This window comes from Hoylesella loescheii DSM 19665 = JCM 12249 = ATCC 15930 (assembly GCF_000378085.1).
GTDB lineage: Bacteria > Bacteroidota > Bacteroidia > Bacteroidales > Bacteroidaceae > Prevotella > Prevotella loescheii.
The window spans coordinates 89,319-114,802 of record NZ_KB899216.1; the positions used below are offsets into that span (position 1 = coordinate 89,319).

The 25,484-nt window shown below is 48.3% G+C and carries 14 protein-coding genes; 12 read left to right on the top strand and 2 right to left on the bottom strand.

Annotation, left to right across the window (positions count from 1 at the left end; all coding sequences use genetic code 11):
- Positions 1–7: 7 nt before the first annotated feature.
- Entirely contained in the window at positions 8–3,292 is a 3,285-nt protein-coding gene (locus F453_RS0108610; RefSeq protein WP_026292526.1) for a SusC/RagA family TonB-linked outer membrane protein, read from the bottom strand.
- A 687-nt stretch (positions 3,293–3,979) separates the two neighbouring features.
- On the opposite strand from F453_RS0108610, the gene F453_RS0108615 reads away from it, so the two are divergent.
- From F453_RS0108615 to lipA, 12 genes are all read left to right on the top strand, one after another.
- Complete coding sequence (locus tag F453_RS0108615) at positions 3,980–5,194, top strand: TlpA disulfide reductase family protein (protein WP_018967661.1); 1,215 nt, start codon at positions 3,980–3,982, stop codon at positions 5,192–5,194.
- A gap of 1,536 nt (positions 5,195–6,730) precedes the next feature.
- On the top strand, positions 6,731–7,348 hold the full coding sequence (locus tag F453_RS0108620) for a fumarylacetoacetate hydrolase family protein (protein WP_018967662.1): 618 nt from the start codon (positions 6,731–6,733) through the stop codon (positions 7,346–7,348).
- Between the two features lie 209 nt (positions 7,349–7,557).
- On the top strand, positions 7,558–11,109 hold the full coding sequence (gene porU / locus F453_RS0108625) for a type IX secretion system sortase PorU (RefSeq protein WP_026292527.1): 3,552 nt from the start codon (positions 7,558–7,560) through the stop codon (positions 11,107–11,109).
- Between the two features lie 212 nt (positions 11,110–11,321).
- Positions 11,322–12,509 (top strand): type IX secretion system outer membrane channel protein PorV, encoded by a 1,188-nt coding sequence (gene porV / locus F453_RS0108630; protein ID WP_018967664.1) that lies wholly within the window; start codon positions 11,322–11,324, stop codon positions 12,507–12,509.
- Between the two features lie 280 nt (positions 12,510–12,789).
- Complete coding sequence (ispF, locus tag F453_RS0108635) at positions 12,790–13,269, top strand: 2-C-methyl-D-erythritol 2,4-cyclodiphosphate synthase (RefSeq protein ID WP_018967665.1); 480 nt, start codon at positions 12,790–12,792, stop codon at positions 13,267–13,269.
- Positions 13,270–13,645: 376 nt separating this feature from the next.
- Positions 13,646–14,566 (top strand): NAD kinase, encoded by a 921-nt coding sequence (locus tag F453_RS0108640; protein WP_009237331.1) that lies wholly within the window; start codon positions 13,646–13,648, stop codon positions 14,564–14,566.
- A 131-nt stretch (positions 14,567–14,697) separates the two neighbouring features.
- Positions 14,698–16,380 (top strand): ABC transporter ATP-binding protein, encoded by a 1,683-nt coding sequence (locus F453_RS0108645; protein ID WP_018967666.1) that lies wholly within the window; start codon positions 14,698–14,700, stop codon positions 16,378–16,380.
- A gap of 21 nt (positions 16,381–16,401) precedes the next feature.
- Positions 16,402–17,355, top strand: coding sequence for a hypothetical protein (locus tag F453_RS0108650; protein WP_018967667.1), 954 nt, complete (start codon positions 16,402–16,404; stop codon positions 17,353–17,355).
- Positions 17,333–19,477 carry a hypothetical protein gene (locus F453_RS0108655; protein ID WP_018967668.1) on the top strand — a complete coding sequence of 715 codons (2,145 nt, stop codon included), beginning with the start codon at positions 17,333–17,335 and terminating at the stop codon, positions 19,475–19,477. Before F453_RS0108650 ends, F453_RS0108655 begins: the two co-directional genes overlap by 23 nt.
- 237 nt (positions 19,478–19,714) lie before the next feature.
- Entirely contained in the window at positions 19,715–20,098 is a 384-nt protein-coding gene (locus F453_RS0108660) for a VOC family protein (RefSeq protein WP_018967669.1), read from the top strand.
- Between the two features lie 908 nt (positions 20,099–21,006).
- Positions 21,007–22,479 carry a PepSY-associated TM helix domain-containing protein gene (locus F453_RS0108675; RefSeq protein WP_025789974.1) on the top strand — a complete coding sequence of 491 codons (1,473 nt, stop codon included), beginning with the start codon at positions 21,007–21,009 and terminating at the stop codon, positions 22,477–22,479.
- Positions 22,480–22,740: 261 nt separating this feature from the next.
- Positions 22,741–23,661 (top strand): lipoyl synthase, encoded by a 921-nt coding sequence (lipA, locus tag F453_RS0108680; RefSeq protein ID WP_018967673.1) that lies wholly within the window; start codon positions 22,741–22,743, stop codon positions 23,659–23,661.
- Between the two features lie 341 nt (positions 23,662–24,002).
- On the opposite strand, the gene F453_RS0108685 is transcribed toward lipA, so the two are convergent.
- On the bottom strand, positions 24,003–25,301 hold the full coding sequence (locus tag F453_RS0108685) for a DNA recombination protein RmuC (RefSeq protein ID WP_018967674.1): 1,299 nt from the start codon (positions 25,299–25,301) through the stop codon (positions 24,003–24,005).
- Positions 25,302–25,484 lie beyond the last annotated feature (183 nt).

The following is a 25,484-nucleotide window of genomic DNA, read 5'->3' on the forward strand; positions in this document are numbered from 1 at the left end:
TTTATTGTTAGAAGGTGAGGTTAAGGCCAAACGAATAGGTGGTTGGCGATGGATAGCGGCCGTTGTCTAGCCCATAAGTGTACCCATTGATGTCTGCCGTGCTGGCACCAATCTCGGGATCATAGCCATCATAACCCGTTATCGTGAGCAGGTTTTGGATGTTAACATACACGCGAAGATTATCTATACCCCACTTCGAAATCCACTTCTTGGGCAGCGTGTAGCCCAAGGCGATGTTCTTCAAGCGGATATACGAGCCGTCTTCTATATAGCGGTCGCTAATCACGTCGTTGTCGTTGGGGTCGGTAATAGTGGCTCGGGGAATGTTGGTTTCAGGGTTAGCCACGCGTATGTTGCTGGCATCGGTGTACCAATAACTGCCTGGTGCGTAGGTTTTCGATGGGTCGATGGGCTCCAATCGGGCACGTTTCGTTACGTCTTTAAGCTGATTACTCCACAAGCTATTCATGTGGGTGAGCTTCATCTTCATGTAGTTGTACACCTTGTTTCCGTATGTTCCGTTAACGAATACGTTGAGGTCGAAGTTCTTATAGCGGAAGGTATTGGTCCATCCGAAGGTGAACTTGGGCATGGGCGACCCGATATTGGTCTTGTCGTAGTCGTCGATAACGCCGTCGGGCTTACCCTCTGGACCGCTGATATCTTTGAATTTCAGGTCGCCAATCCATGGGGTTGTGTTGCGGTCGAAGCTCTTTCCGTCGGCAGGATACTTCGAAGTCTTGGGCGAAGTCTCAAGGTCGGCCAAGTCTTTATACACACCATCGGTAACAAAACCATAAAAACTGTACAGTGATTCGCCTACGTTCGACACGCTAACCACATCGTTCCACTGACCGTAACCCACGATAGCGGCATTCTTCGTGCCCGAAAGAGCCACCAATTTGTTTTTATTCCACGATATTTGGAATTCTGAATCCCATTGGAAAGCACCCGTCAAGGGATGCGCACTCACAGTAAGTTCGAAGCCAGTGTTACGTATAGTGCCGTAGTTTCCGTATGGAGCGGCCAACACCGAGGAAACATTGCCCGATGTTCCCATGTAAGAGGGAAGTTGAAGAGGCATCAACATGTCGCGCGACTCTTTGCGATACCAGTCCAAGGTGAAGTTAATGCGATCGTTAAGCACGCCTAAATCCAGTCCCACGTTCCATTGTTCTTGGCTCTCCCACTGCACGTCTAGGTTGGGAATGTTGTCTGGGCGATAGGCCTTACCTAGCAAAGTGGGCATTGCCTTCATCAATGTTCCCCACTTATACGAACCAATATTGGCGTTACCCGTTTGTCCCCAGCCAGCACGCAGCTTACCATTACTCACGTATTTGGCCACAGGGCTCTTTACAAAGAAAGGCTCGTTGGTGAAGCGCCACGATGCGGCGAACGAATGGAAACCTGCCCAACGCTTGTTAGGACCAAAGTTTGAACTACCGTCGTAGCGGTAAGTGTAGGTGGCGTTATAGCGGTCGTTGAAGGCGTAAGTTAGTCGGGTGAAGAACGAAGCCATAGCCGAACTGCCGAATCCAATGCCAATAGCGGGCGTGCCTGCACCCAATGCGGGGTTGTTAACGGTGTTTGCGGGCAGGTCGGTGTTCTCTGTTCGGTTGTAGTCATACGAACTTTCCCACATCTCTTGACCAAGCATGGCCGAGAACGAGTGCTTGCCTAAGGTATTGGCGTATGTTACATAGTTCTTCAATTGCCAAAAGGTGGCCGACGACTTTTGCACCGATGCCGAGTTCTTTGTGCGTTTCCACGTACCCAAATCCACAGTGGGCATAAACCGCCGACCACGATCTGAGCTGAGGTCGTAGCCCACTTCGGCATGCCAAACCAAATGTTTGATGGGCGTTATCTCGAAGAAAAGGTTGCCGTTTAGTTTGCGCCTGTTCAGCAATATCTCGTTGAGCATGGCCATGGCGATGGGGTTGGGGTTGGTAAAACCTTCTTTCGACACCGACGAGTAACCGCCGTTGATGTTATATATCTGTATGTCGGGCGGTGTGGTGAGCGAGTAGTTGATGATACCCGCATCGCTATCGGCCAGTTTCAGGTTGTCGTTGGTGTTCGAGAAGTTCACGCTCATGCCCAGTTTCATCCACGATTTAAGTTGCGCATCGAGGTTAGCGCGCATGCCCAGTCGGTCGAATTTGCTGCCGATAAGCGTTCCTTCTTGCGACATGTAGTTGCCCGACACGTAGTATTGCACCTTTTCAGATCCGCCTTGAGCTGATATTTGGTGCGAGTGTTGCAGTGCGGTGCGGAAGATGGCGTCTTGCCAGTTGGTGCCTTTACCCAATAACGAGGGGTCTGCAAAGTGCTTGTCGGCATCCGCTGGGTTTATTTGGCCCGTTGTTACAAAGTCATTATAGTAATCGGCAAACTCTCTTAGGTCCATCACTTGCAGTCTTTTGCCCTGTCTGCTCCATGCGGCCATGCCGTCGTAGGTGAACTTGGCCTCGCCAGCCTTACCTCGGCGCGTGGTGATAAGCACAACGCCGTTTGCCCCTTGGGCACCATATATGGCTGTGGCCGATGCGTCTTTAAGTATCTCCATCGACACAATGTCGTTGGGATTGATGGTAGACAGGGGCGAAACGGTTGACACCTTGCCGTTGCCTAGTGCGTCGCCGAGTCCCAAAGAGGAGCCACTGGCACCGCTACCTTGTACGATTACGCCGTCGATAACATACAGCGGTTCGGCGTTAGCATTGATGGTGGCCTGTCCGCGCACACGAATGCTCGACGAAGTGCCAGGTGCGCCCGACGTGCTAATGGCCGTTACGCCCGCTGCGCGCCCTTGCAGGGTTTGATCTAAGGATGTTACGATAGAGCCGCGAAGTTTCTTTTCGTCCATCGTAACCGATGCGCCCGACACGTCGCTCTTCTTCATCACGCCGTATCCAACCACAACCACCTCGTTCAGCGTGTTGTTGTCTTCGCTCAGTACGATGTTTAACGGACCTTGCCCACTGGCTTTCACTTCCTTGGAAGCATATCCTATGTATGATATTTCCAAGGTTGCGCCCTGTGGTGCATCGAGAGAAAAGTTGCCGTCTAGGTCGGTGACGATGGCGTTGGTGGTGCCTTTCACCTTTACCGTAGCACCGATAATCGACTCGCGACCATCGGTAACGCGTCCCGTTATCTTACGTGTCTGTTGTGTGGCAGGCGTAACGCTGCTCGTTATGTCTGCAAACACCATTGGCGAATGCCCTAACATCGTTAGTGTGAGGCATCCCGCAAGCAATGTTACTTTGCTGTGATTGAAATCCATTGTTATTGGGGTTAGATTGATTGTGCTATTATAATAATGTCGAAAGGTCTGGAAATTACAGCTCCCAGGAGGCTGGATGGTAGTCGTAGCACTTTGCTTTGGGTATCTGTGTACGTTTTGTTTTCTTGTTGTTTTTCGAAAAGTGCGTTTTGCTTTTCCACTTCACTAGAAGCTCCGTGCCGACGATTTTCAATTCTCGCAGTGGCAAAACTTAAGCAAGTTTGGTGTTATTAATCGGTCTTAACGCATCTATTCGGCTTCTGATTGTTGTTTGGTTGGGCCCTTTGCCCACGTCTTCTCATTTCATTTCATTTTCTGATGCAAAGATAGTTATTAATGTCGTTGCAGGCTAACACTATTTTATTATTTGCTAATACTATGTTGCTCAAATTGCAAAAACATGGGTAAAACATCTCGAGAGGTGCGAAGAGAAGCAAGAAAAGCTCTGTTTCAACTAGCCGTATCTTTCTCTATTTCTGACCTTTATCTATGCCTTACGCCACTTTCTTCTTTGCAACTAATGCTATTGTTACATATTTTATGTTGGTAAGTTGCCCTTAGGCGTAATGCAAAAAAAACAAAAACAATTTTCGTTTTTCTTCTTTTTTCAGTAAGTTTGCACATTATATGGTGTGCTAATTGGTAGCGACCGCTTTTTGAACACAATCTCCAAAACATATAAGTGACATGAAAACTCATATCAAGACATTAACCATTGCCGCCCTAGGCCTTATATATACTGCTCTCGGGCATGCGCAAAAGTTCAGTATTTCTGGTAAATTTCCTGGTCTAACGAATGGTGCTGTCGTAGAATTGGAAACCGAAATGCAAGGCAACACCGTAAGCTTAGTTCGCACAAAGGTAGTTAACGGCGCGTTCAAACTTGTGGGGCAGGTGAAAAGCCCCACTGTGGCGCGCGTTAAAATCAATGATAAGGCAAGTTATGCAGAGAATGAAGAGCCTCGTGAGCATAGCGTCAATCTGGTGGTTGAGAATGTTCCCATCATCATAGACGCTGTTCAATATGACAGTATCCCATTGGATACCGACTTGGAACATCCGTCTGCCGAACTGGAAAAGCATGTGCGCGTAAAGGGTGGACACGAGCAAGCGAATTATCAAAAGTGGCGCGATATGGTGCGACAAGCCGAGATTAACGCTTGGTATAGCGAACAAGCGTGGTTGAATTATGCATACGAGCACCCCAAGGCCACTTCCGAACCCGCCACCGAAAACAGTCTTAAAGCTCTTGCGCGTAAAGATAAGGTAGAGCTTAAACGCCTCAATCGTGAGTTTGTTGAGGCTCATCCCAACACCGCCATTGCTTTAAAGTTGCAGCGAGAGAGCATGACGGAGGTGTTTGTAAACACCCGTGCAGAGCTGGAGAAACTGATCGAGCGATTTAAGAACAATGCCGACAGGCAGGGTTATGCCAGCTTTAAGCTGTTCGTGCAGTCGTTGATGAAGTACACCAAGGGTAAGGAAGCTGTAGATTTTGTAGTGTTCGAACCCGATGGTAAGCAGTCGAAGCTGCTTGCTTCCTTGTCGAAAGACAAATATAACATTGTCGATTTCTGGGCATCGTGGTGTGGTCCGTGTCGCGTTGCCATACCTGGCATAAAGGCTTTGTACGAGAAATGGAAAGAGAAGATTAACATCGTGAGTGTGTCGCTCGATCGCAATGATGCCGATTGGCAAAAGGCCATGACCGAAGAAGCCATGCCTTGGAAGCAGCTTTTGGTGTCGCCCATGTCTATGCGCACGCTTAAAGACGACTATCGCATACTTGGCATCCCCGAATTATTGGTGGTTACGCCCGACGGCAAGATAATATATGCCACTGGCGAACCTGCAGATGCACACGATTTTATTGAGAAATTGTGTACAGAAGAGGAAAAGTAACCGATCTAAAACAATGGTTATAATGCCTGCCCGTATGAAATAAAGGCGAGCAGGCATCACGCAGAGGCGCACAAGGGGCGGTTGAAATACCGCGATTGAGATATAGCAAGGCGCATTATGCATGTAGAAAACGGAAGGCGCGATGTTGGTATGAGCATCTATATAATTGAGTATGCAATTGCCCCACGCTCCCTTTTCTCGGTGCATAATGCGTTTTTTGTGCATAGGTTTCTCGCCCTTTTATCATTTGCAGCGTGTCTTTGCGTGTTGGAAAACAAATAAACGATACGCGAGTTTGGGACAAGAGAAACTCGCGTATGCCAACTACCGCGTAGCGGTTGGTCTGTTGGTAGGGCAGGGTTGCGAACGAAGTGAGCTACCCTGTCTTGCAGATGGAATAACAAAACAAGGCCGAAGGTCTTGGTCTTTTTACATTTAGCGCATCTGCCGTCTAGTCGATAGGCGGATATGAGGGCAAATACTATTGATGAATGTCATCGTTTTTATCCATTGGTTTACCTAAAACAGATAGCTCAGCCGTAAAAAGACCAAGGCCTTCGGCCTAGCTTTTCTCACGTACGACTTAGGCAGGGTAGGTCGCTTTCGCTCCCAACCCTGCCCTACCAACGAACCAACCGCTACGCGGTAGTTGGTGAGATAGCCATTCGTTTTTTATCTAATCTTGCTCAAAAAGCATCGTATCTTATTCCGAACTTGTAAAAAATTGCTAACCCCAAATCTAAAGATTGTCTTTCAATTTGTTAATTTTGCGGTTTATTTTTACAAAACACCCCCTGCGTTTCCATCCCTTCCAGAAGAGTAAGAGTTTATCTTAATAGGCATTGGAACGTAATAATCTACCTTGATTTCATATTTCTAAAATTCTGTACTACCAATAAGTAGCCCCACAAACATCACCTTCCCATTTGCTACTGCTCTGTTCTTGTACACTGCTTTCAGGTCTTATGGCTGGTTACAATTAAGATGTAACTCTGTTCCAACTTATATGGAATGGTGTTCCAACTTATATGGAACAGTGTTCCAGCTAATGTGTAATGGTGTTACAAACGATATGTAACACGACGTAATGCATTAAAGCTTAATTTGCTAGCTTAGTTAATGCGATGCATGGATAACGCTTTCGCCCGCGATAATGCCAATGAAGACCTATGCGCAACATTCTTTCCCGCCACTCATTACCCAAGTAACCCTAATTCGTTCACTTTTTACTATGTCGTATTACTTTTCCAATCAATTAGTACGGCTTTTGTGCGAAGTATATCAGCTATAGTCAAAAACAAGTCGCGCGACAATCGATTATTTGCCAGCGAAGGGATGGTTGATGGGGAAAAAGGGCGCTCATAATGTTAAAAAACAGACCGAAAAAATTACATTTCAGTTGTCGAGCTTCCCCTTGTTAGGCTTTTACACGTCTCCTTTACACCGGCTTTTGTCAAAATAGGCTGTGCCTAAGGACTGCCGTTTACATTATTTTTCGTATTTTTGTAGGGTAAAAAGATTGAGACAAAACAGCAAATGAAGATATTCGCCATAGGAATGAACTACGCCCAACACAATAAAGAGTTGGACGGAACGTTATATAAGCCAGAAACACCAGTAGTGTTTACCAAGGCCGATTCGGCATTACTAAAAGACCGCAAGCCGTTTTTCGTGCCCGATTTTATGGGGCGCATCGACTACGAAGCAGAGTTGGTGGTGCGCATTTCGCGACTGGGCAAGTGCATCTCACAACGCTTTGCCCACCGATATTACGATGCCGTGACGGTGGGTATCGACTTCACCGCGCGCGACTTACAGCAAAAACTGCGTGCCGAAGGTTTGCCATGGGAACTGTGCAAGGGGTTTGATGGATCTGCCGCCTTGGGTGATTGGTTGCCCATTGAGCGGTTTAGAAGTGTGGATGCACTGCATTTTCACCTCGACCAAAATGGGAAGACGGTGCAAGAGGGTTGCACGAGCGACTTACTTTTTAAGGTAGACGAACTCATTGCTTACATCAGCCGCTTCTTTACGCTAAAAACGGGCGACCTGATTTATACCGGAACGCCCGCTGGAGCCGGACCTGTTGCCATCGGCGACCACCTCGAAGGTTATCTAGAAGACCAAAAGGTGTTGGAGGTGAGGTGTAAGTAGGGGAGTGGATTTTGAGGAGTTAAGGAGTAAAGTTTCAGGAGTTAAGGAGTTATGGAGTTAAGGAGTTAAGCCAAATGCTTTGTCGCTGTGTGCCTAATGTCCTTGTCAACCGGTCTACTCGTGAGCTTGTCAACTCGAATAACAAGGCATATCACTCCCCTCTCCCTTTGGAGAGGGGGCGGGGGTGAGGCCGATTTCTAAGTGCTTTTATGTCAAAATACATACGTTCAGCCATATCATTGCTTTTCCTCATGGCATCTTTTGCCATGCAGGCGCAGCGTTTTTTCAACCTCACTTATGACCAAGTGCGGGTAGATAGCATATTGCCCCACTTCGGATATGCCATCCCCCTAACAGGAAACTACCAAGATTCGATCTACACGGTAAGTATTGTTTACCCCGAGTTTGCCGAGATGACGCGGGCAGACATTGTCAACTACAACGCCAATTGGGGTAAACAGCTGCCCGAAATGCCGCTGTTGGATCAACGGGTAGTGCTCGACCGCAAGCAAGCCATACTGAATATAGGCTTCTGCCCATTGGTTTTCCGCAACAACCGCTATCAAATGCTGGTGGGTTTTATGCTCAAAGTAGAGGCCAAAGCCCTGAAACGAACGCACAGAAAAACCTTGGCCGTAACACGCGCCACACCAAAGGCAGGACGATATGCCGACAACTCGGTACTAGCCACAAGGCGATGGGCCAAGATACGCGTGCCAGCAAGCGGTGTGTATCAGATAACCGAGAACCTCATTAAGCAAGCGGGCTTTAACGATATCAATAAGGTGAAGGTGTATGGCTATGGTGGAAATCTGCAAAACGAACGCCTAGACGGTGTCGAACTGCAAGCCAAAGACGACCTTAAAGAGGTTCCTACGTGCCTTATAGGTGGCAAAAGACTGTTTTATGCCAAAGGTCCTGTAAGTTGGTCGAGTGTCTCTGCCACGGTGCGCACCCGCAATCCATATTCCGATTACGGCTATTACTTCCTCACGCAGAGTGATGGCGAGCCGCTTCGAGTGGACGAGAGCGCGTTCTTAAACGCCTTTTACCCCTCTGCCGACGACTATCACAGTCTGCACGAAGTGGATAATTTCTCGTGGTATCCTGGTGGAAGAAACCTCTTCGAGAATACGCCCATAAGTCGGGGAACGAAGAAAAGCTACACCATCGATGCCCCCGTGGCCGATGTGGGTGGAAGTATTACGGTGTCGCTTTCGGCTGGAACCGCCACGCGAGCCAACATCAGCCTTAACGGCGAACGGCTGGGCGAGATAAACGTATCGATACCTACCCAATACGATAAGGGTAACAAAGCCGATTTTTATGCTAATATCGTGCGGTTCGCGGCCAAGAATGAGGTGACAATCGAAGTGACCGAAGGCGGTCCGGCACGGCTCGACTTCATCTCAATTGCCACAAGCAAGCCCCGAAGCGCACCCGACTTGTACGCTGCCACCATACCCGCACCGCAGTATGTGCACAATATCACCTCCCAAAACCTGCACGCACATGGGGCGGCAGACATGGTGATAGTGATACCAACATCGCAAAAGCTGCGTCAAGAAGCCGAAAGGCTAAAAGTCTTTCACGAAAAACACGATGGCATGCGTGTGCGTATCGTGCCGGCCGACGAGCTGTATAACGAGTTTGCTAGTGGTACACCCGACGCCAATGCCTATCGCAGATACCTCAAAATGTTATATGATAGGGCTGAGAACGAGGCCAATCAGCCTAAGTATTTACTGCTCTTTGGCGACTGCGCATGGGATAACCGCATGAAAACGGCCGACTGGCGCACTGCGTCTGTCGACGATTACCTGCTCTGTTTCGAAAGCGAGGACTCGTTTAACGAAATAACCTGCTATGTAGACGATGGCTTTTTCACTCTGCTCGACGATGGTGAAGGTGTTAACCTTGAAAGAAGTGACCTGCAAGATGTGGCTGTTGGTCGTTTCCCCGTTGTGCATTCCGACGACGCACGCACAATGGTAGACAAGACCATTGCATACGCCCAGAATGCCAATGCAGGTGCATGGCAGAACACCATCATGTTTATGGGCGACGACGGAAACCAAAACTTGCACATGAGCGATGCCAACAGAATGGCCGACAGTGTAGCGGTAGAGCATCCACAATACCTGATTAAGAAGGTGATGTGGGACATGTTTAAGCGCGAAGCCAGTGCAACGGGCCACTCTTATCCCGAAGTAACAAACATCATCAAGCAACAACAGGCAGCTGGCGCTTTGGTTATGAACTACGTAGGACATGGTCGTACCGACCAAATTTCTCACGAATCGGTGTTGCGCCTCAATGATTTTAAGGCTTTTTCCAATGCCAATCTGCCCCTTTGGATAACCGCATCGTGCGACATTATGCCTTTCGATGGGGCCGTTCCCACCATTGGCGAGGCTGCCGTATTGAACAAAAACGGAGGCGCGGTGGCTTTCTTCGGTACCACGCGAACTGTCTATGCCTATTACAACCAACGCATAAACATGGCCTATCTGCATTTTCTGTTCAGTGAAAATGGGGGTAAACCCATGACATTTGGCGAGGCGCAACGCCTTGCCAAGAACTATATGATAACCGATGGACAGGACCAAACCACCAACAAACTTCAATATTCGCTGTTGGGCGACCCTGCATTGGCTATCAATAAACCCACTGCACGTGTGGTGGTAGACAGCATTAACGGCACGCCCGTGCAAGCTGCAACGCTCCCTGCACTTACGGCCGGCAAGGTAAACAGCATTGTGGGGCATATCGAAGGGCATGCCAACTTTGCAGGAGTGGTAACTGCGACCGTGCGCGACCGTAAGCAACGCCTCGTGGGTAGGCTGAACAACGAGTCGAAAGACGATGGTGCCGACACGCCTTTTACCTATACCGACCGCCTTAACACCATCTTTAACGGGGCCGACAGCGTGCGCAATGGTAAGTTCAAGTTAAACTTCGCCGTACCGCGCGATGTGGATAACGACAGCGGAACGGGTCTTGTAACCCTCTACGCCGTAAACAAAGACCGCACCATAAGGGCGCATGGATATAGCGAACGTTTTACCATCGGTGGCGGAGCGTTAGGGGCCAACGACTCTATTGGTCCTTCCATCTACTGTTATCTCAATTCTACCTCGTTCACAAATGGGGGTAACGTAACGCCACAACCACTCTTCGTGGCCAAGATTTCGGATAAAGATGGACTGAACGCAGCGGGCAGTGGCATTGGGCACGATATGCAATTGGTTATCGATGGCAACATGAACAAGACCTATAACCTGAACGACCACTTCGCGTTCGACTTTGGTTCGTACACCGCAGGTACGGTAATGTTCAACATTCCCACGCTATCGCCTGGCAAACATAAGCTTCAATTTAGGGCCAGCGACGTGCAAAACAACACGTCGCAAGTAACGCTCGACTTTAACGTGGTGGGTGGATTGATGGCCGACAACATTTGGATAGACGCCACCGACAACCCCGCACGCACCTCAACCACCTTCATCGTGAGCCACGACATGGGTAACACGCCCATAGATGTTACGATTGAGGTGTTTGACATGACAGGAAAACTATTGTGGGCAGGTGAAGAACGAGGCGCGCAAACTGTGGGTAACTACACCCGAACATGGGATTTGGTGTGCACAGATGGGCATGTTCTCTCGGCGGGTGTTTACCTTTATCGGGCCAAAGTGGCTGCGCAAGGCTCTTCTAAGACATCAAAAGCACGCAAACTTATTGTGCAAGGCAAGCGATAAACGGGGATGGAGGGTGAAACAACAAAGCATGTATGCGCAAGAAATTGTATGTGTTTCGACCCCTCTTGACAATAAACCCCGCAATGTTACGTTTATAAAGCGAACAAAGAAACAAACGTTTTGTTAAGCGTAATGTGCAACGCCAAGTCTGTCGAAGCAGTCTTGTCAACTCGTTAAGTCGTAAACTTGTCAACTAAATAAAGAATAAATAAATGACCACATTTAAACGTATAGCCCTTGTCTGCACGCTCGCCATATCGGCAACAACAGCTTGGGCCGACGACAAAAAAGAAATATTCAACCCCGTAAGAAGCTCGGTGACCTCGCAAACCATTGCCCCCGATGCCCGCTCGGCAGGTTTGGGCGACGTTGGAGCAGCAACGGATGCCGACGTTTATTCGCAGTTTTGGAACCCCGCCAAATATCCTTTCGCCATCTCGAGGGCTGGTGTGGGACTGAGTTATACGCCTTGGTTGCGCCAATTGGTTAACGATATAGGCCTGGCTTACATGTCGGGCTACTACCGTATAGGCGATTATGCCGCCATATCGGCAGGCATCCGTTACTTCTCTTTGGGTGAAGTGTCAACCTACGACGGAAGTGGTGGCTCGGGTTCAGCACCAACACTCACCATCCGACCTTACGAAATGTCGGCCGATGTGGCATATTCGTTGATGTTAAGTGAGAAGTTCTCTATCGCCGCAGGTGTGCGTTGGATATACTCCGACCTAACTTACAGCTACACCGACAATACTACTCCAGGTTCGGCTTTTGCTGCCGACCTCGGCTTGTACTACCAAAACTACGTTAATATCGGACAACGCGAATGCCAATTGGGTATCGGTATGAACATATCTAATATTGGTAGCAAGATTACTATGGGCGAAGATGCCAACAGCGAGTTCATCCCCACCAACCTCCGTTTGGGTGCTTCGCTGATGATTCCCATAGACGAATACAATCGTTTCACTATCGCCGCCGATGCCAACAAATTGTTGGTGCCCACTTATCCACATCAAAACGAGGGTGAATCGACCGAAGATTACCAACGCCGTGTTCAAAAAGATTATTACGATGTGTCGTCTATCGGTGGCATATTTAAGAGCTTTGGCGACGCGCCAGGTGGATTTAAGGAAGAATTAGAAGAGATAAACCTAAGCGTGGGAGCAGAATATGTGTACCATGATCAGTTTAGTGTGCGTGCTGGATATCATCACGAAAGCGCCAATAAGGGAAATAGAAAGTACTTTACGGTGGGTGCAGGTTTCAAGATGAGTGCCTTTACACTCGACGCTGGTTATGTTATCGCCACGGCCAAGAGCAATCCGCTGGACCAAACCATGCGTTTTTCGCTCACGTTTGACATGGACGGGTTGAAAGATTTGTTTAAACGCAGGTAAGTTATTGAGTTTTTTTAGTTGGTGAGTTATTGAGTTTCTGAGGTTGTAAATTTCGGAGTTTGCGAGTTAATAGGCTTAAAAACTCACCCATTCAAAACCTTATAAACTAAACATCTCAATAACTTACCAACTAAAAAACTCGAAAACTTACCCTCTAAGAACTCATCAATTCACAACCTCATCAACTAAAAAGCTCAATAACTCACTCACTCATAACTTACCAACTCATAACCTCATCAACTAAAAAACTCAATAACTCACCCACTCACAACCTCAAAATATGAATTACAGGATAGGTTTCGGATACGACGTACACCGCTTGGTGGAAGGTAGGGAACTATGGTTGGGCGGCATACGCATAGATCATACCGTGGGTTTGCTAGGCCATAGCGATGCAGATGTTCTGATACACGCCATCTGCGACGCACTTTTGGGAGCGGCAAACATGCGTGACATTGGCTTCCATTTTCCCGATACGGCCAACGAAACATTAAATATGGATAGTAAGGTGATACTCGAAAAGACCGTAGCACTTATCGCCACGAAGGGTTATCGTGTAGGTAATATAGACGCTACGGTATGTGCCGAGCAACCTAAAATCAATCCCCACATACCCGCCATGCAACAATGTATGGCCCAGTTGATGGGTGTAGACCCCGACGCAGTATCTATCAAAGCCACCACTTCTGAACGGATGGGCTTTGTTGGACGACAAGAAGGCATGGCCGCATACGCCACAGCATTGATCGAGAAGGTGTAAATGGGGTAAGGGCGAGGCTCGTTTGCTCTCTGCCAAGTGGTTTTCTGCATGCTGTCTTTAATGTCTTTTGCTGTTTGTTCGTGTAGACTTGCGTTGTTAGGCATCACTTGCCCGCAGGTGTTATACGTGTTTCCCATCGGTGGAAATATGCCTATAAGAAACTGATTGCAGAAATTACGCCTCTTCCAACCATCATTTCTTGTTGCCCTTTTTTCGCATCATTTACATATTTTACAGGATAAATGCCGTGCTCTCGCCTTTTTTGCTTACTTTTGCAAGAAAGGAATTGCACCGGTCTTGACGGCAAAATGTTCGCCCAAAGCAATGCCGAACCGCGCCCAAAGACCACGAGAATAAAGTATTAAACGTACATGCCATGCCCAGCCATCCCATAAAGATAGCCATCTTTGGCAACGAATGTCAGCACCACAACGAGCAAGCCATCGCCCGTGTAGTGCGATGTTTGGCGCAGCGCAACGCCGAAACATACGTCGATAAGCCGTTTCTCAACTTTCTTCGGCGAAACAGCAACCTGCCCACATACCCCCTAACGCCTTTCACGGGCAACGATTTCGATGCCCAACTAGCCCTCTCGTTGGGGGGCGATGGTACGTTTTTGAAAGCCGCAGGTAGGGTAGGGCACAAGCAAATACCCATCGTGGGCATCAATATGGGCCGTTTAGGGTTTCTTGCGGGCATACCTGCAAGCGAGGCCGAAGATGCTTTAAACGACATCTTCGATGGTAACTATAAGATAGAAGAACATGCCGTGATGATGGTGGAAGCAGGAAACGAATCCTTTGGAGGAAACCCTTTCGCCGTGAACGACATTGCTATACTGAAGCGCGATGATGCTTCGATGATAACAATAGGTGTGTGTGTAGACGGTGAACGCCTTGTAACCTATCAGGCCGACGGACTTATCGTGGCCACGCAAGCAGGTTCTACGGCCTATAACCTTTCCAATGGCGGTCCGATAGTTGTGCCAGGAACCAACGCCCTTTGTCTTACTGCTGTGGCACCGCATAGCTTGAACGTGCGACCCATCGTGTTGCCGGGTAACGTTGAATTGCATTTGCGCGTAGAAAGTAGGTCGCACAACTACCTCATTGCTATCGACGGACGAAGCACCAAGCTTGTGCAAGGCACGGAAATACGTATCAGCAAAGCGCCATACGTGGTGAAAATGGTTCGACGAAACAGCCAAACCTACTTTGCAACGTTGAGAAACAAGATGATGTGGGGCGCTGATAACCGCAACCACGACACACAAGGCGACGCCTCGGAAGAGCCCTGATGCCCTCTGTCTGAACCTTTCGAGCACCCAAAAGAGTAGGCTCCAAACGCGAGCCCAATGATAAAGTACGAACGAAAAAGCCTGCATCGGTTGGTAACCACGCAAGCTTCATTCTCCCAAAATATTTAGAAATGCGATTAAAATCACTGCTTAGAATACCCGATAACAAATACTCGGCCAAGACCATCCTTCAATGGTTGTGGTTGGCATGGAATGGCAATAGGCTTCAAGCGATGATCAATGCCTCTATCGGCGTGTTGCAAGTGATCGTGAGTTTGGCGCAGGTGTGGGCCGTGAAGCGTGCCATCGACGTGGCTTCGGGACAGCTTCCCGGCTCCATTTATTGGGCCGTGGGCGTGATGGGACTATTTATCCTGGCCGATTTTTCACTCTCGATAGCCAGCACTTGGGTAAGAAACCTCTTGGGAATAAAGGCGCAGAACCGCATGCAACAGCGTATGCTCGACCGGCTTCTTAAATCGCAATGGCACGGACGCGAAACTTTTCACTCGGGCGACGTACTTAACCGACTTGAACAAGACGTGAATCAAGTGGTTACTTTCCTAACCGAAACCATCCCGTCATCGCTCTCTGTGTTTGCCATGTTTGTGGGTGCGTTCTGCTATCTCTTTGCCATGGACCACGTTTTGGCTGTAGTTATCGTAGCCATACTACCTATATTCGTGCTGGCTAGTCGTACTTACGTGGGCCAGATGCGACGATTGACCCGCAAAGTACGCGATTCTGACAGCAAAGTACAAAGCGTTTTGCAGGAAACCATTCAGAACCGCATGCTCATTAAAACGCTTGAAAGCGACAACATGATGGTGAACAAGCTGGGCGAAACCCAAAGCGAACTGCGCCAACACGTGGTGCGTCGAACGCTTTTCTCCGTCTTTTCTACCGTTGTTCTTAACTTCGGCTTTGCCCTTGGCTATCTAGTGGCCTTCCTTTGGGCTGCTATTCGGTTGGCCGACCATACGCTGACGTTTGGTGGTATGACTGCTTTCTTACAGCTAGTGAACCGTATTCAGAACCCTGCACGTAACCTAACGAAGCTAGCTCCTGCCTTTGTGGCGGTGTTTACAGCGGCCGAACGACTGATGGAACTTGAAGAAAATCCGCTTGAACAGCAAGGAGAGCCCGAATATATAGATGCTCCTTGTGGGCTGAGGTTTAACGACGTGACCTTCGCTTATAGCGACCGAGAGCGCAATATCGTGCAAAACCTAAGCTTCGACTTTAAGCCTGGCAGCTGCACAGCCGTGCTTGGCGAAACGGGTGCAGGCAAAACCACCCTCATCCGTATGCTTTTGGCGCTGGTTTCGCCCTCCCAAGGCAGCGTGCACATATATAACAACGATGGTGTTTCGCGAGAACTTACGCCCCTGATGCGTTGTAATTTCGTCTATGTTCCGCAAGGAAACACCCTCATGAGCGGAACAATCCGCGACAATTTACGTCTAGGCAACATCGCCGCCACCGACGAAGAGATGATTGCTGCACTGCATAAGAGTTGCGCCGACTTTGTGATGGAACTGCCACATGGGCTAGATACGATATGTAGTGAGGCTGGTGGCGGACTAAGTGAAGGGCAGGCGCAGCGCATAGGCATTGCTCGCGCACTGCTAAGAGACCGTAGTATTATGCTTTTTGATGAGGCCACCAGTGCCCTAGATCCTGATACCGAACGCCAATTGCTAAGCAACATCTTAGCGTCGCGCGATAAAACCATTATCTTTATCACCCATCGACTGGCCGTGGTAGACTATTCCGACCAAACACTTCGGTTGGAAAGGCTGGAAGCAAACTAAACCAATGAGGCAGCAATTCGCATGAACGCAGCATCCACACAACGCCCTAAACGTGCCCCGCACATGCCCTTTGCCCTGCTCGTGGCATTGGTTTTGCTCCTTGGTGCATGCTCTGGCCAACGACAAAAACCCGTTCGTGCCCTTTATTATTGGAGCACCACCTTTGTGAACGACAGTTTGAAACGCCAATTCTACAAGGCGCATAACGTGCAAAGGCTATACATACGCTATTTTGATGTGGTGAAGAAAAACGGCCAAGAACCATTACCCAACGCCACCATCACCTTCAACGACTCTGTACCACAGGGCATCGAGGTGGTGCCCACCGTGTTTATCACCAACGATTGCATGCGCCAGCCACCCCAGTTTGCCAAACAATTGTGGCAGCGCATACGCCAAATGAACGAAACCCACGGCGTGAAGAACGTGAAAGAGATACAAATTGACTGTGATTGGAGTAAGCAAACGCAAGACATTTACTTTCAGTTTCTGCGCCAATTGCATCAACTTGTCGCCAAAGAAGGTATTAAACTCTCGGCCACCATTCGTCTTCATCAACTTGGCATGCAAGCTCCACCCGTCGATAAGGGCACATTGATGCTCTATAACACGGGCGATTTTCGGCAGTTGGCTTACCAAAAGCCCATTCTCGACCCAGATGTGGTGCGCCGTTACATTGGTCCACTGCGTTCGTATTCGCTTCCGCTCAACACCGCTTACCCGCTGTTTAGGGTTCGTGCGCTGTTTCGCAACGGCAAGTTTGTTGGATTGATACACACCAAAGACGAATATCCCGTGCTGCCAACCGATACCATTGCCGTGCGCGAAACCACCCTTGCCGACCTGCAAAGCGTGCAACGCCTCATTAACGAGCAACATCCCGAGGCGCACAATGAGATTATTCTTTACGATATTAGCAATCGCAACCTCACCAAATATTCATCCAGCACTTATGAAAAGATTTATAATCCTTAGCCTCACAGCTTGCTTACTGCTTGTTGCCAACAAGGCATGGGCTTGCGCAGGCGGAGATTACGGACACTATGCAGAGGTGTTCAACATCTATTCGCACACCTATACGTACGACAATAGCGAACGCCTGATGCAGTATTGGATAAACTACACGGGCGATCGAACACCGCTAAGCGGCAAGTGGAAAGAAGAACGCTACTACCCATTGAGCTATTTCTTCGAGAAAGATTGTGCCCGATTGTTTGCCGCAGCAAAGAAGAAACACGACGAAGAAATGCTGCTCTACCTGCGCCAGACCATCAAATACAATAAGATTTGTGACGATATGCAAAACCGTTGGGATTATCCCAGCGCCGAAGAGTTGGCTCAACGTCGCAAAACGCTGCTTGGCATTCAACGTGCAGCTAAGGCCTACCGTGGCGAACGCTTAAAGGCGCAGTTCTCCTTATTATATATGCGCGCCAACCTCTTGCTCAAACAATATCAGGCCAACCAAGAATATTGGGTGCTGGTGGCATCTAAATATCCAGCCAGTGTGTTCAAGGATATGATGCACAGCCTGTATGCCAACGCCATTCTCAACCTAGGGCAGTGGCGAAAGGCATGCGACATCTATGCCAAACAAGGCGACTGGGAGAGTGTTGAGTGGGCTATGCGCAACTATCGAAACCCTGCTGGTATCAGGCGCATATACAAAGAAGACCCCAATTCGCCAACCTTGGCCTATCTCTTACAGTATTACGTAAATGGCGGATATGGTTGGGAATATTCGTATAACAGGTACAACGAGGATAGTAATGATTTTTATGCCAACTTGAGAGAGACCGAAGAGTTTGCACAATTTATAGAAACAGAAGTGCTGACCAACCGCAACGTATCGGATAAGGCGATGTGGAAGGCTGCCGAAGCTGTGCTCTATTTCTACGCGAAAAAGTTCGACGTGGCGTATAAATGTGCCCAAGAGGCGCTAAAGCTTAATGGCTCGAAACGTTCGAGACACAGCGCGCGTTGCGTGGCATTCCTTACCTCTACGCGAAGTCGGTCTTTGGACGAGGCATACTCTACCTATCTCGTGGGAGAAATACAATGGCTCATTGCCCGAGCGATAGAAAAAGAGTCTAACAACTATTATGCCGGTGATGCCAGCTATTACCAAACCGTGCTAGACCATGTGATGTACAACTATCTCATACCGCGTTATGAGGTAGAGGGTACAACCAACGAGCGACTTGCTCTCATGGCTTTGCTGGATGGGGCATATAATATTAGAGGAACCGAAGAGGATTCGGAGTTGCCCAACATCCCTTATTCTTTGGATTATGTAAGCGCCCTCGACTCGGTTAGTGCATCGCAGTTGGTAGCCTATTACGAGTATTTAAACTCGAACGTAACCGACCCTTTGCAGCGTCTAGCCCTGATAAAGGCCAACAAAAACGCTGAATACTTCAACGAATTGATCGGAACGGCCTATCTGCGAGAAGGCGAATTTGCCGCCGCCATACCTTACTTAGAGAAGGTTAGTGTGGCTTTTATCAACAAGCGAGGTTATAGCAGCGAAGCCAGAGGAACTGATTTTACCCTCGACAGATGGTTTACACGCAGACCCTATCCCAAGGAAGCGGACACCAAAGCACCACTAACGGAAAACCCCAAACTGAAATATTGTCGCGACATGGTGCAGCTTCAAAGTCGCTATCGCCTTGCCCGAAACAAAGAAATACAAGCCCAGCTGGCCTATACCCTTGCTTCTCGCTACTTCCAAGCGTCCATCTACGGCGACTGTTGGTATCTTACAAGAGATTACCTGAGCCGTTCCGATTCGGTACGTACATACGAGATGGACTTCGTTTCGGAAACCATCACTTATTTGAGGCAAAGCCAAGAGAGCAAAAAGGGCGACTTAAAACTTAAAAGTCTCTTTGCTTTGGCACACGTGGTCTATGCTCCACCCACAGCATTTGTTATGCTTGACCATGGCTCTTGGTTCGAAGGACTGGACGATTACGGACCTGTACTCGTTCTGTATAAAGAGTTGGCCGAGTATGTAAAAACTTTAAAGAAACAGCCCGATTACATTACGCAGTGCGACATACTGCAAGAGTTTATCTCAACAAAGATGAATTAGCTATCGACTCGCCCCGCTTCGTTGTGCAAAAGTAGGCACGAGGCGGGGCGAGTTTCATTTCCATGCTTCATGTTTGGGTATAATCATGGCAGCTATTAATGTGTTCCGTAATATTTAGCGGAGAAAGAGTGCCCAAAAGAAACAAAGTTTTCGTTAGACCACAGGTTAACGCCGAGGCTGGTAAATGGGCTTTCCTACATGCCAACTTTTCAGCTTGTCAACTAAAAAATATAACTTATGAAGATAGACCACATTGCCATTTACGTTTGCAACCTTGAAGGTGCAAGAGACTTTTTTATGCAATATTTCGGTGCAAAGAGCAACGAAGGCTACCATAACAAGCGTACCGACTTCCGTTCTTTCTTCCTGTCTTTCGACGACAACACGCGTTTGGAACTGATGACTAGGCCGCAATTGGCCGACATGGAGAAAGTTCGGGAGCGGACAGGTTATGCACATCTGTCGTTCAGTGTAGGGAGCAAAGAGCGGGTAGACGCACTTACGGCCCAGCTGAAAGCCGATGGGTTTGAAGTGATTGATGGTCCACGAACCACTGGCGACGGCTATTATGAAAGTGCTATTGTGGGCTTTGAGGGTAATTTGATTGAGATTACCATTTAGCGGTTGTCCTCATTGTATTGTGCTCGCCATGTTGTTGATATGGCGGAGGGTTTGTTGGTGTCGTCAACAACATCAAGAAACGGTATGGTCAAAATTTTCTGCAAGGCATTGGGCGTTATGCCTTGGGCTAGCCATGTGGTTGTATCCAAAGCCAATTTTTGTGTTTCATACATCGCGCCCGACACTGAAACTTAGTCCCATTAATACTTCCTTATCCCTTCTTTTTGCATCCCTTGCCATGCTGCCGATAAGTTGTTGTGGTGTACTAGCATATCTTTGGAGGTAAGCTTTATCAATGTTGGTTTTGTTCCAGATTAACTGGAACAACATTCCATCTTACATGGAACAATGTTCCAGATGATGTGGAACAACATTCCAGCTAAGCTGGAACAACACCATTGGATGCGTATGGCACAATGTTAGTGTAATTCGTTGTTTGTCAGGACTTAGTGGCTGGCTCGTACTTTTTCGTGAAACAAACTCCCAACCCTAAGCAAGCGTCCATCGCATGCAGCGTGTTTGTTAGGATAAATCCCATCTACTCATTATTATATACGCGCGCGCGAGGAAGCTGTTTGTTGGCGCGATGAGGCAAGTTGAGGCGTTGTTACGGTTTGCTGCTTCAAGGAAACTTATTCAAACGCGTGCCTCTGGTCTTTGCAATGCTATGTAGCATATATGTACTATGTCTTATTTAGACCGATTTCATTTTGTTAAGTCGGTTGTTTTTCTTATATTTGTATGCGCAAATAAACGATTTTTGCGGCATTCATGACAATGACATGGCCCAACGTTTACCGCGTGTCGTTCGCTGTTGAATTGAACACCGATGTCGCAATAAGCCCTTTGGGGCATCACCATCAACGTGCAAAAACGCACAGATAAAAAATAAACCAAACAACAGAAAGGTGAAAAAGAAAAAATGGATGAAGCACCATCGTTACTTCGGACTGGTGCTGGCTTTCTTCTTATTGATGTTTAGTGTGTCGGGGATTGTGCTTAACCATCCCTCGCTTTTTTCGCATATAAACGTGGGACGCAACCTCCTGCCCAAGCAGTATAGTTATAATAATTGGAACAATGGCTTGTTTCGCGGTACCATTAAATGGCGCGACAAGGTTCTGATTTATGGAAATGCGGGCGTATGGCTAACCGACAGCACAGCCAAGGCATTTATGGACTTTAACAAGGGCATGCCCCATGGGGTGGACAATCGCAACATTCGCGGTATGGCTATCGTGCCCTCGGGTGAGGTTTTCGCAGCAGGACAGTATGGCCTGTTCAAGCTTGACGGGCGGAAAACATGGCAAGCGGTGGAGTTAGGTTTGCTGCACGACGACCGAATATCGGACATTGCTACACGGGGAGATACGCTCGTGGTGACAACGCGGTCGCAAGTGTTCGTCGCTCGTGCACCTTATCGCACCTTTCAGCGCATAGAATTGGCCTTACCTGATGGCGATGCGCCCCGCTTTTCGGTATTTCGCACCATCTGGTGGCTACATAGTGGCGAATTGTTTGGTATTGTGGGCAAACTTATTGTGGATGCCATTGCGCTGGTGCTTATCTTCCTTTGTCTTTCGGGTGTGCTTTATTGGGTGCTGCCCCGTATGGGTAAGAAAGCGCATTCTACCGCAAGACGGTGGCTGTTCTCGTGGCACGACCGTATCGGACGCCTGACAATCGTGCTCACCCTGCTGATCTGCATCACGGGTTGGATGCTTCGTCCGCCCCTGCTTTTGTTGGTGGCTGGTTCCAAGGCGCCTGCAATTCCCTTTACAAAGACCGACAGCGACAACCCTTGGTACGACAAACTGCGGTCGCTTCGCTGGGACGAACGCATGCACGATTGGCTGCTTTATACCTCGGATGGCTTTTACTCGCTCGCCACACTTTCGGCAACACCGAGTAAGTTAGATGTTCAACCGCCTGTGAGTGTAATGGGATTGAACGTGCAGAAGACGGTAGACGGCGATTATTGGTTGCTCGGTTCGTTTAGCGGACTGTTTATTTGGCAGCGTAGTACGGGCATGGTTATCGACTATTTTACGGAGCAACCTGCGCAAGTGGTGCAAGGCCCGCCCGTAGGAGCTAATGCCGTGACAGGCTTCAGCACTGATTTCGGACCCAAAGAATGTGTGGTGAACTATTCGTTAGGCACCGATTTCGCCCCCATGCCCCAATGGATGTCTTCGCTACCGATGTCGCTTCGCAATGTGGCTTTAGAGATACACACGGGGCGTATGTACACATTCCTTGGTCCAACATCGGCCCTTTACGTCTTCATCATTGGCATGGCCATTCTTTGGTGCTTGTGGACGGGATGGAAAATACGCGTGCGAATCAATGAAAAGAAGCGTCAAGCAGATGAAGAGGGCTAGACGATGGGGTAGGGTGATGTGATTAGGCGAACGGGGAGATTTAACCTGTTAGTTTGTCAACTTGTAGCTTCGTTGGTATGCTAGGTCGTTGGTTGACCATCATGTTCGCTTGTAAAGGCATCAAATAACTCCAAATTTCTTTCGTTTTGTCTTTTTCATTCACACGAAAAGCCTTATCTTTGTCGTGCAATTTGCTGTGCCCGTCGATGTTGACGGCATTGCTTTTTGCGCATCATTAACATCAGCCTAAATGCGCATACAATGGAAGAACAATCTAAACGCAAACCTTATCTGAGAAAACCTAAATGGCTTTACACCACGATTGAGGGTGGAGAAAAGTACGGATTTGTAGAGAAAACGCTCGAAGAGAATGGTTTGCACACGATATGTAGTAGTGGGAAATGCCCTAACAAGGGGCATTGCTGGAAGAGCGGAACGGCCACCTTTATGATATTGGGTGACCGTTGCACGCGTGCATGTAGGTTTTGTGCCACGCAAACAGGCCATCCCTTGCCACCCGATCCGCACGAACCGTTGAAGATTGCACGAAGTGTGAAGGCCATGGAGCTAAGGCATTGCGTGATAACTTCGGTTGATCGCGACGATTTAGCAGACAAGGGATCGGCGCATTGGGCTGAAACCATCCGCCGAATACGCGAATATTGTCCGGAGATTATTATCGAAGTGCTTATCCCTGACTATCGTGGGCAGGAGCTGCAAACGGTGTTAGACGCTGCACCCGACATCGTTGGGCATAACCTGGAAACAGTGGAAAGGCTCACACCTGGTGTTCGTCATCGTGCCACTTACCGCAATAGCATGGGTACTTTGCGCGAGATTGCCGAACGAGGCTTTATCGCCAAAACGGGAATAATGGTGGGATTGGGCGAAACGCAAGAAGAAGTGAAAGCCCTATTGCAGGAGGCTTACGACGTGGGATGCCGCATGATAACCATCGGACAGTATCTTCAACCGAGCGAAAATCAATTGGATGTGGTGGAATATGTTCACCCCGACACCTTCTTAGACTATAAGCGGACTGCCGTGCGCATGGGTTACGACAATGCCGAAAGCTCTCCGCTGGTGCGCTCTTCGTATATGGCTGAACAGTCGTTTATAAGTATGCTTGTACGGAAAAAGAAGTTGGAGGGGAAGAATAAGGGTGAAAAGGTGAAGGAGTGAAAAGGTGAAAAGATGGCTAACGCCCTTTAAAAGTGAAAAAGTGAAAGGGTGAAAAGATGGCTAACGCCTTTTAAAGGTGAAAAAGTGAAAAGGTGAAAAGATGGCTGAGGCCTTTTAAAGATGTAAGAGGGAAAGGGTGGTTGATGCCTCGAACTTCTTTGCAACTCATAAACTTACAAACTTATAAACTCAAAAACTCATAGGCATTTGGCTTAACTTCTTAACTCCATAACCCTTAAAGGTGAAAGAGTGAGAAGGTGAAAAGGTGAAAAAATGGCTGACGCCACCTATTCATTTGGCTTAACTCCTTAACTCCATAACTCCTTAACTCCTAGACAATCTCACTCCTCTTCCAATCCTTTAATGCGCTTCTTGGGTGTTACGCCCAATGCGCGAAGGCCATCAATGCGCCTAAGCACATTGCCCTTACCCTCGAATAGTTGACCGCGAGCTTGGCCGAAATTACGTGCAAGGCGTTCCAATTGGCCTTCTAGTTCGGTGAAAGTCTCGGTAAAGCCTGCCACTTTGTCGTAAAGGTCGGCTGCGGTTTTCACTATCTTCTCCACGTTTTTGCTCTGTCTGTCGTATTGCCACAGATTATAGGCCAGCTGTAAGGCCATGAGCAAGTTGCTGGGCGAAATGATAATGATGCGCTTTTGGTAAGCATAGCGACTCAAGTCAGGCTGTTGCTTCATGGCGGCAATATAGCTGTTCTCGTTGGGAACAAACATCAAGACGAACCCAATGGCGTCTTCCACCAGCTTATCGTAGCTTTTTGCAGACAGTTCGTCTACATGTCGGCGTACGCTTTTTGCGTGTTCGGCCAGCAAACGGTCACGTTCGTGCTCGTCGTTTGTGGCTACGGCGTCGGCGTAAGCCGTTAACGACACCTTAGAATCTATCACAACTGACCGTCCTTCGGGAAATCTCACCACCACATCAGGGCGAAACGTAGCGCCATCTTCGGTCTTTACCGTTTCTTGCACAAAGAATTCTTCCCCTCGTTGCAATCCGCTGTTCTCCAAAAGCGTTTCAAGTACCATCTCTCCCCAATCACCTTGCGTCTTGTTTTCACCCTTCAAGGCTCGCGAAAGGTTAGCCGCGTCTTCGCCAATACGCTCCGTTTGCTGCTTCAAGCTGTCAACCGTTTGCTGTTGTTGCTGCTGAAACAGCTTCATTGTACTTTCGAAAGCCTTTTGCAATTCGGTTTTGTTCACCTCGTTTTGTGTCTTACTCTCGTCCACGGCACGTTTAAAGTCTGTAAACTGCTCCTTAATGGGCTTCAAAAGGTCGTCCATCTGCGTGCGGTTAGCCTTTTGCAGTTCCTCTTGTTTGGCTGCCAGTTCCCTCGCGGCTGTGTTTTGCATATCCTTTTTCAGGCTATCCAGCTTTTGTTCCCATCGTTGGTCGCTTTCCTTACGCATCTCTTCGGCGTGTTGGCGTTCCCTCTCAAGGTTTTGGTTAGCCCGTTCCAGGTTGTCGTCAGCTTGGTCGAGCATGCGCTTGGCATACTCGCGCTCTGTTTCCAATTGCTTTTTCAGTTCGTCAATTTGCCGTTCGTACCCCGCCTTCGTATTCTTAAAGAGCACGAAAACAATAGCTACGGCAACGACGATGATAAGTGCAAAAACTATTTCCATGTGGATTTATTTGAGGAGTTAAGGAGTATATTTTGAGAAGTTAAGGAGTTATGGAGTTAAGGAGTTAAGCCAAATGCCTATGAGTTTTTGAGTTTATAAGCTTGTAAGTTTATGAGTTGCAAAGAAGCTCGAGGCATCAACCACCCTTTCCCTCTTACATCTTTAAAGGGCTTTAGCCATCTT

What these genes read in the sequence shown, in the direction of transcription:
- porU (WP_026292527.1), top strand. Translation starts at nt 7,558, where the DNA reads ATGTCAAAATACATACGTTCAGCCATATCATTGCTTTTCCTCATGGCA.
- F453_RS0108685 (WP_018967674.1), bottom strand. Translation starts at nt 25,301, where the DNA reads ATGGAAATAGTTTTTGCACTTATCATCGTCGTTGCCGTAGCTATTGTT.
- F453_RS0108655 (WP_018967668.1), top strand. Translation starts at nt 17,333, where the DNA reads ATGAAAAGATTTATAATCCTTAGCCTCACAGCTTGCTTACTGCTTGTT.
- F453_RS0108645 (WP_018967666.1), top strand. Translation starts at nt 14,698, where the DNA reads ATGCGATTAAAATCACTGCTTAGAATACCCGATAACAAATACTCGGCC.
- F453_RS0108610 (WP_026292526.1), bottom strand. Translation starts at nt 3,292, where the DNA reads ATGGATTTCAATCACAGCAAAGTAACATTGCTTGCGGGATGCCTCACA.
- lipA (WP_018967673.1), top strand. Translation starts at nt 22,741, where the DNA reads ATGGAAGAACAATCTAAACGCAAACCTTATCTGAGAAAACCTAAATGG.
- F453_RS0108640 (WP_009237331.1), top strand. Translation starts at nt 13,646, where the DNA reads ATGCCCAGCCATCCCATAAAGATAGCCATCTTTGGCAACGAATGTCAG.
- F453_RS0108650 (WP_018967667.1), top strand. Translation starts at nt 16,402, where the DNA reads ATGAACGCAGCATCCACACAACGCCCTAAACGTGCCCCGCACATGCCC.
- ispF (WP_018967665.1), top strand. Translation starts at nt 12,790, where the DNA reads ATGAATTACAGGATAGGTTTCGGATACGACGTACACCGCTTGGTGGAA.
- porV (WP_018967664.1), top strand. Translation starts at nt 11,322, where the DNA reads ATGACCACATTTAAACGTATAGCCCTTGTCTGCACGCTCGCCATATCG.
- F453_RS0108660 (WP_018967669.1), top strand. Translation starts at nt 19,715, where the DNA reads ATGAAGATAGACCACATTGCCATTTACGTTTGCAACCTTGAAGGTGCA.
- F453_RS0108620 (WP_018967662.1), top strand. Translation starts at nt 6,731, where the DNA reads ATGAAGATATTCGCCATAGGAATGAACTACGCCCAACACAATAAAGAG.
- F453_RS0108615 (WP_018967661.1), top strand. Translation starts at nt 3,980, where the DNA reads ATGAAAACTCATATCAAGACATTAACCATTGCCGCCCTAGGCCTTATA.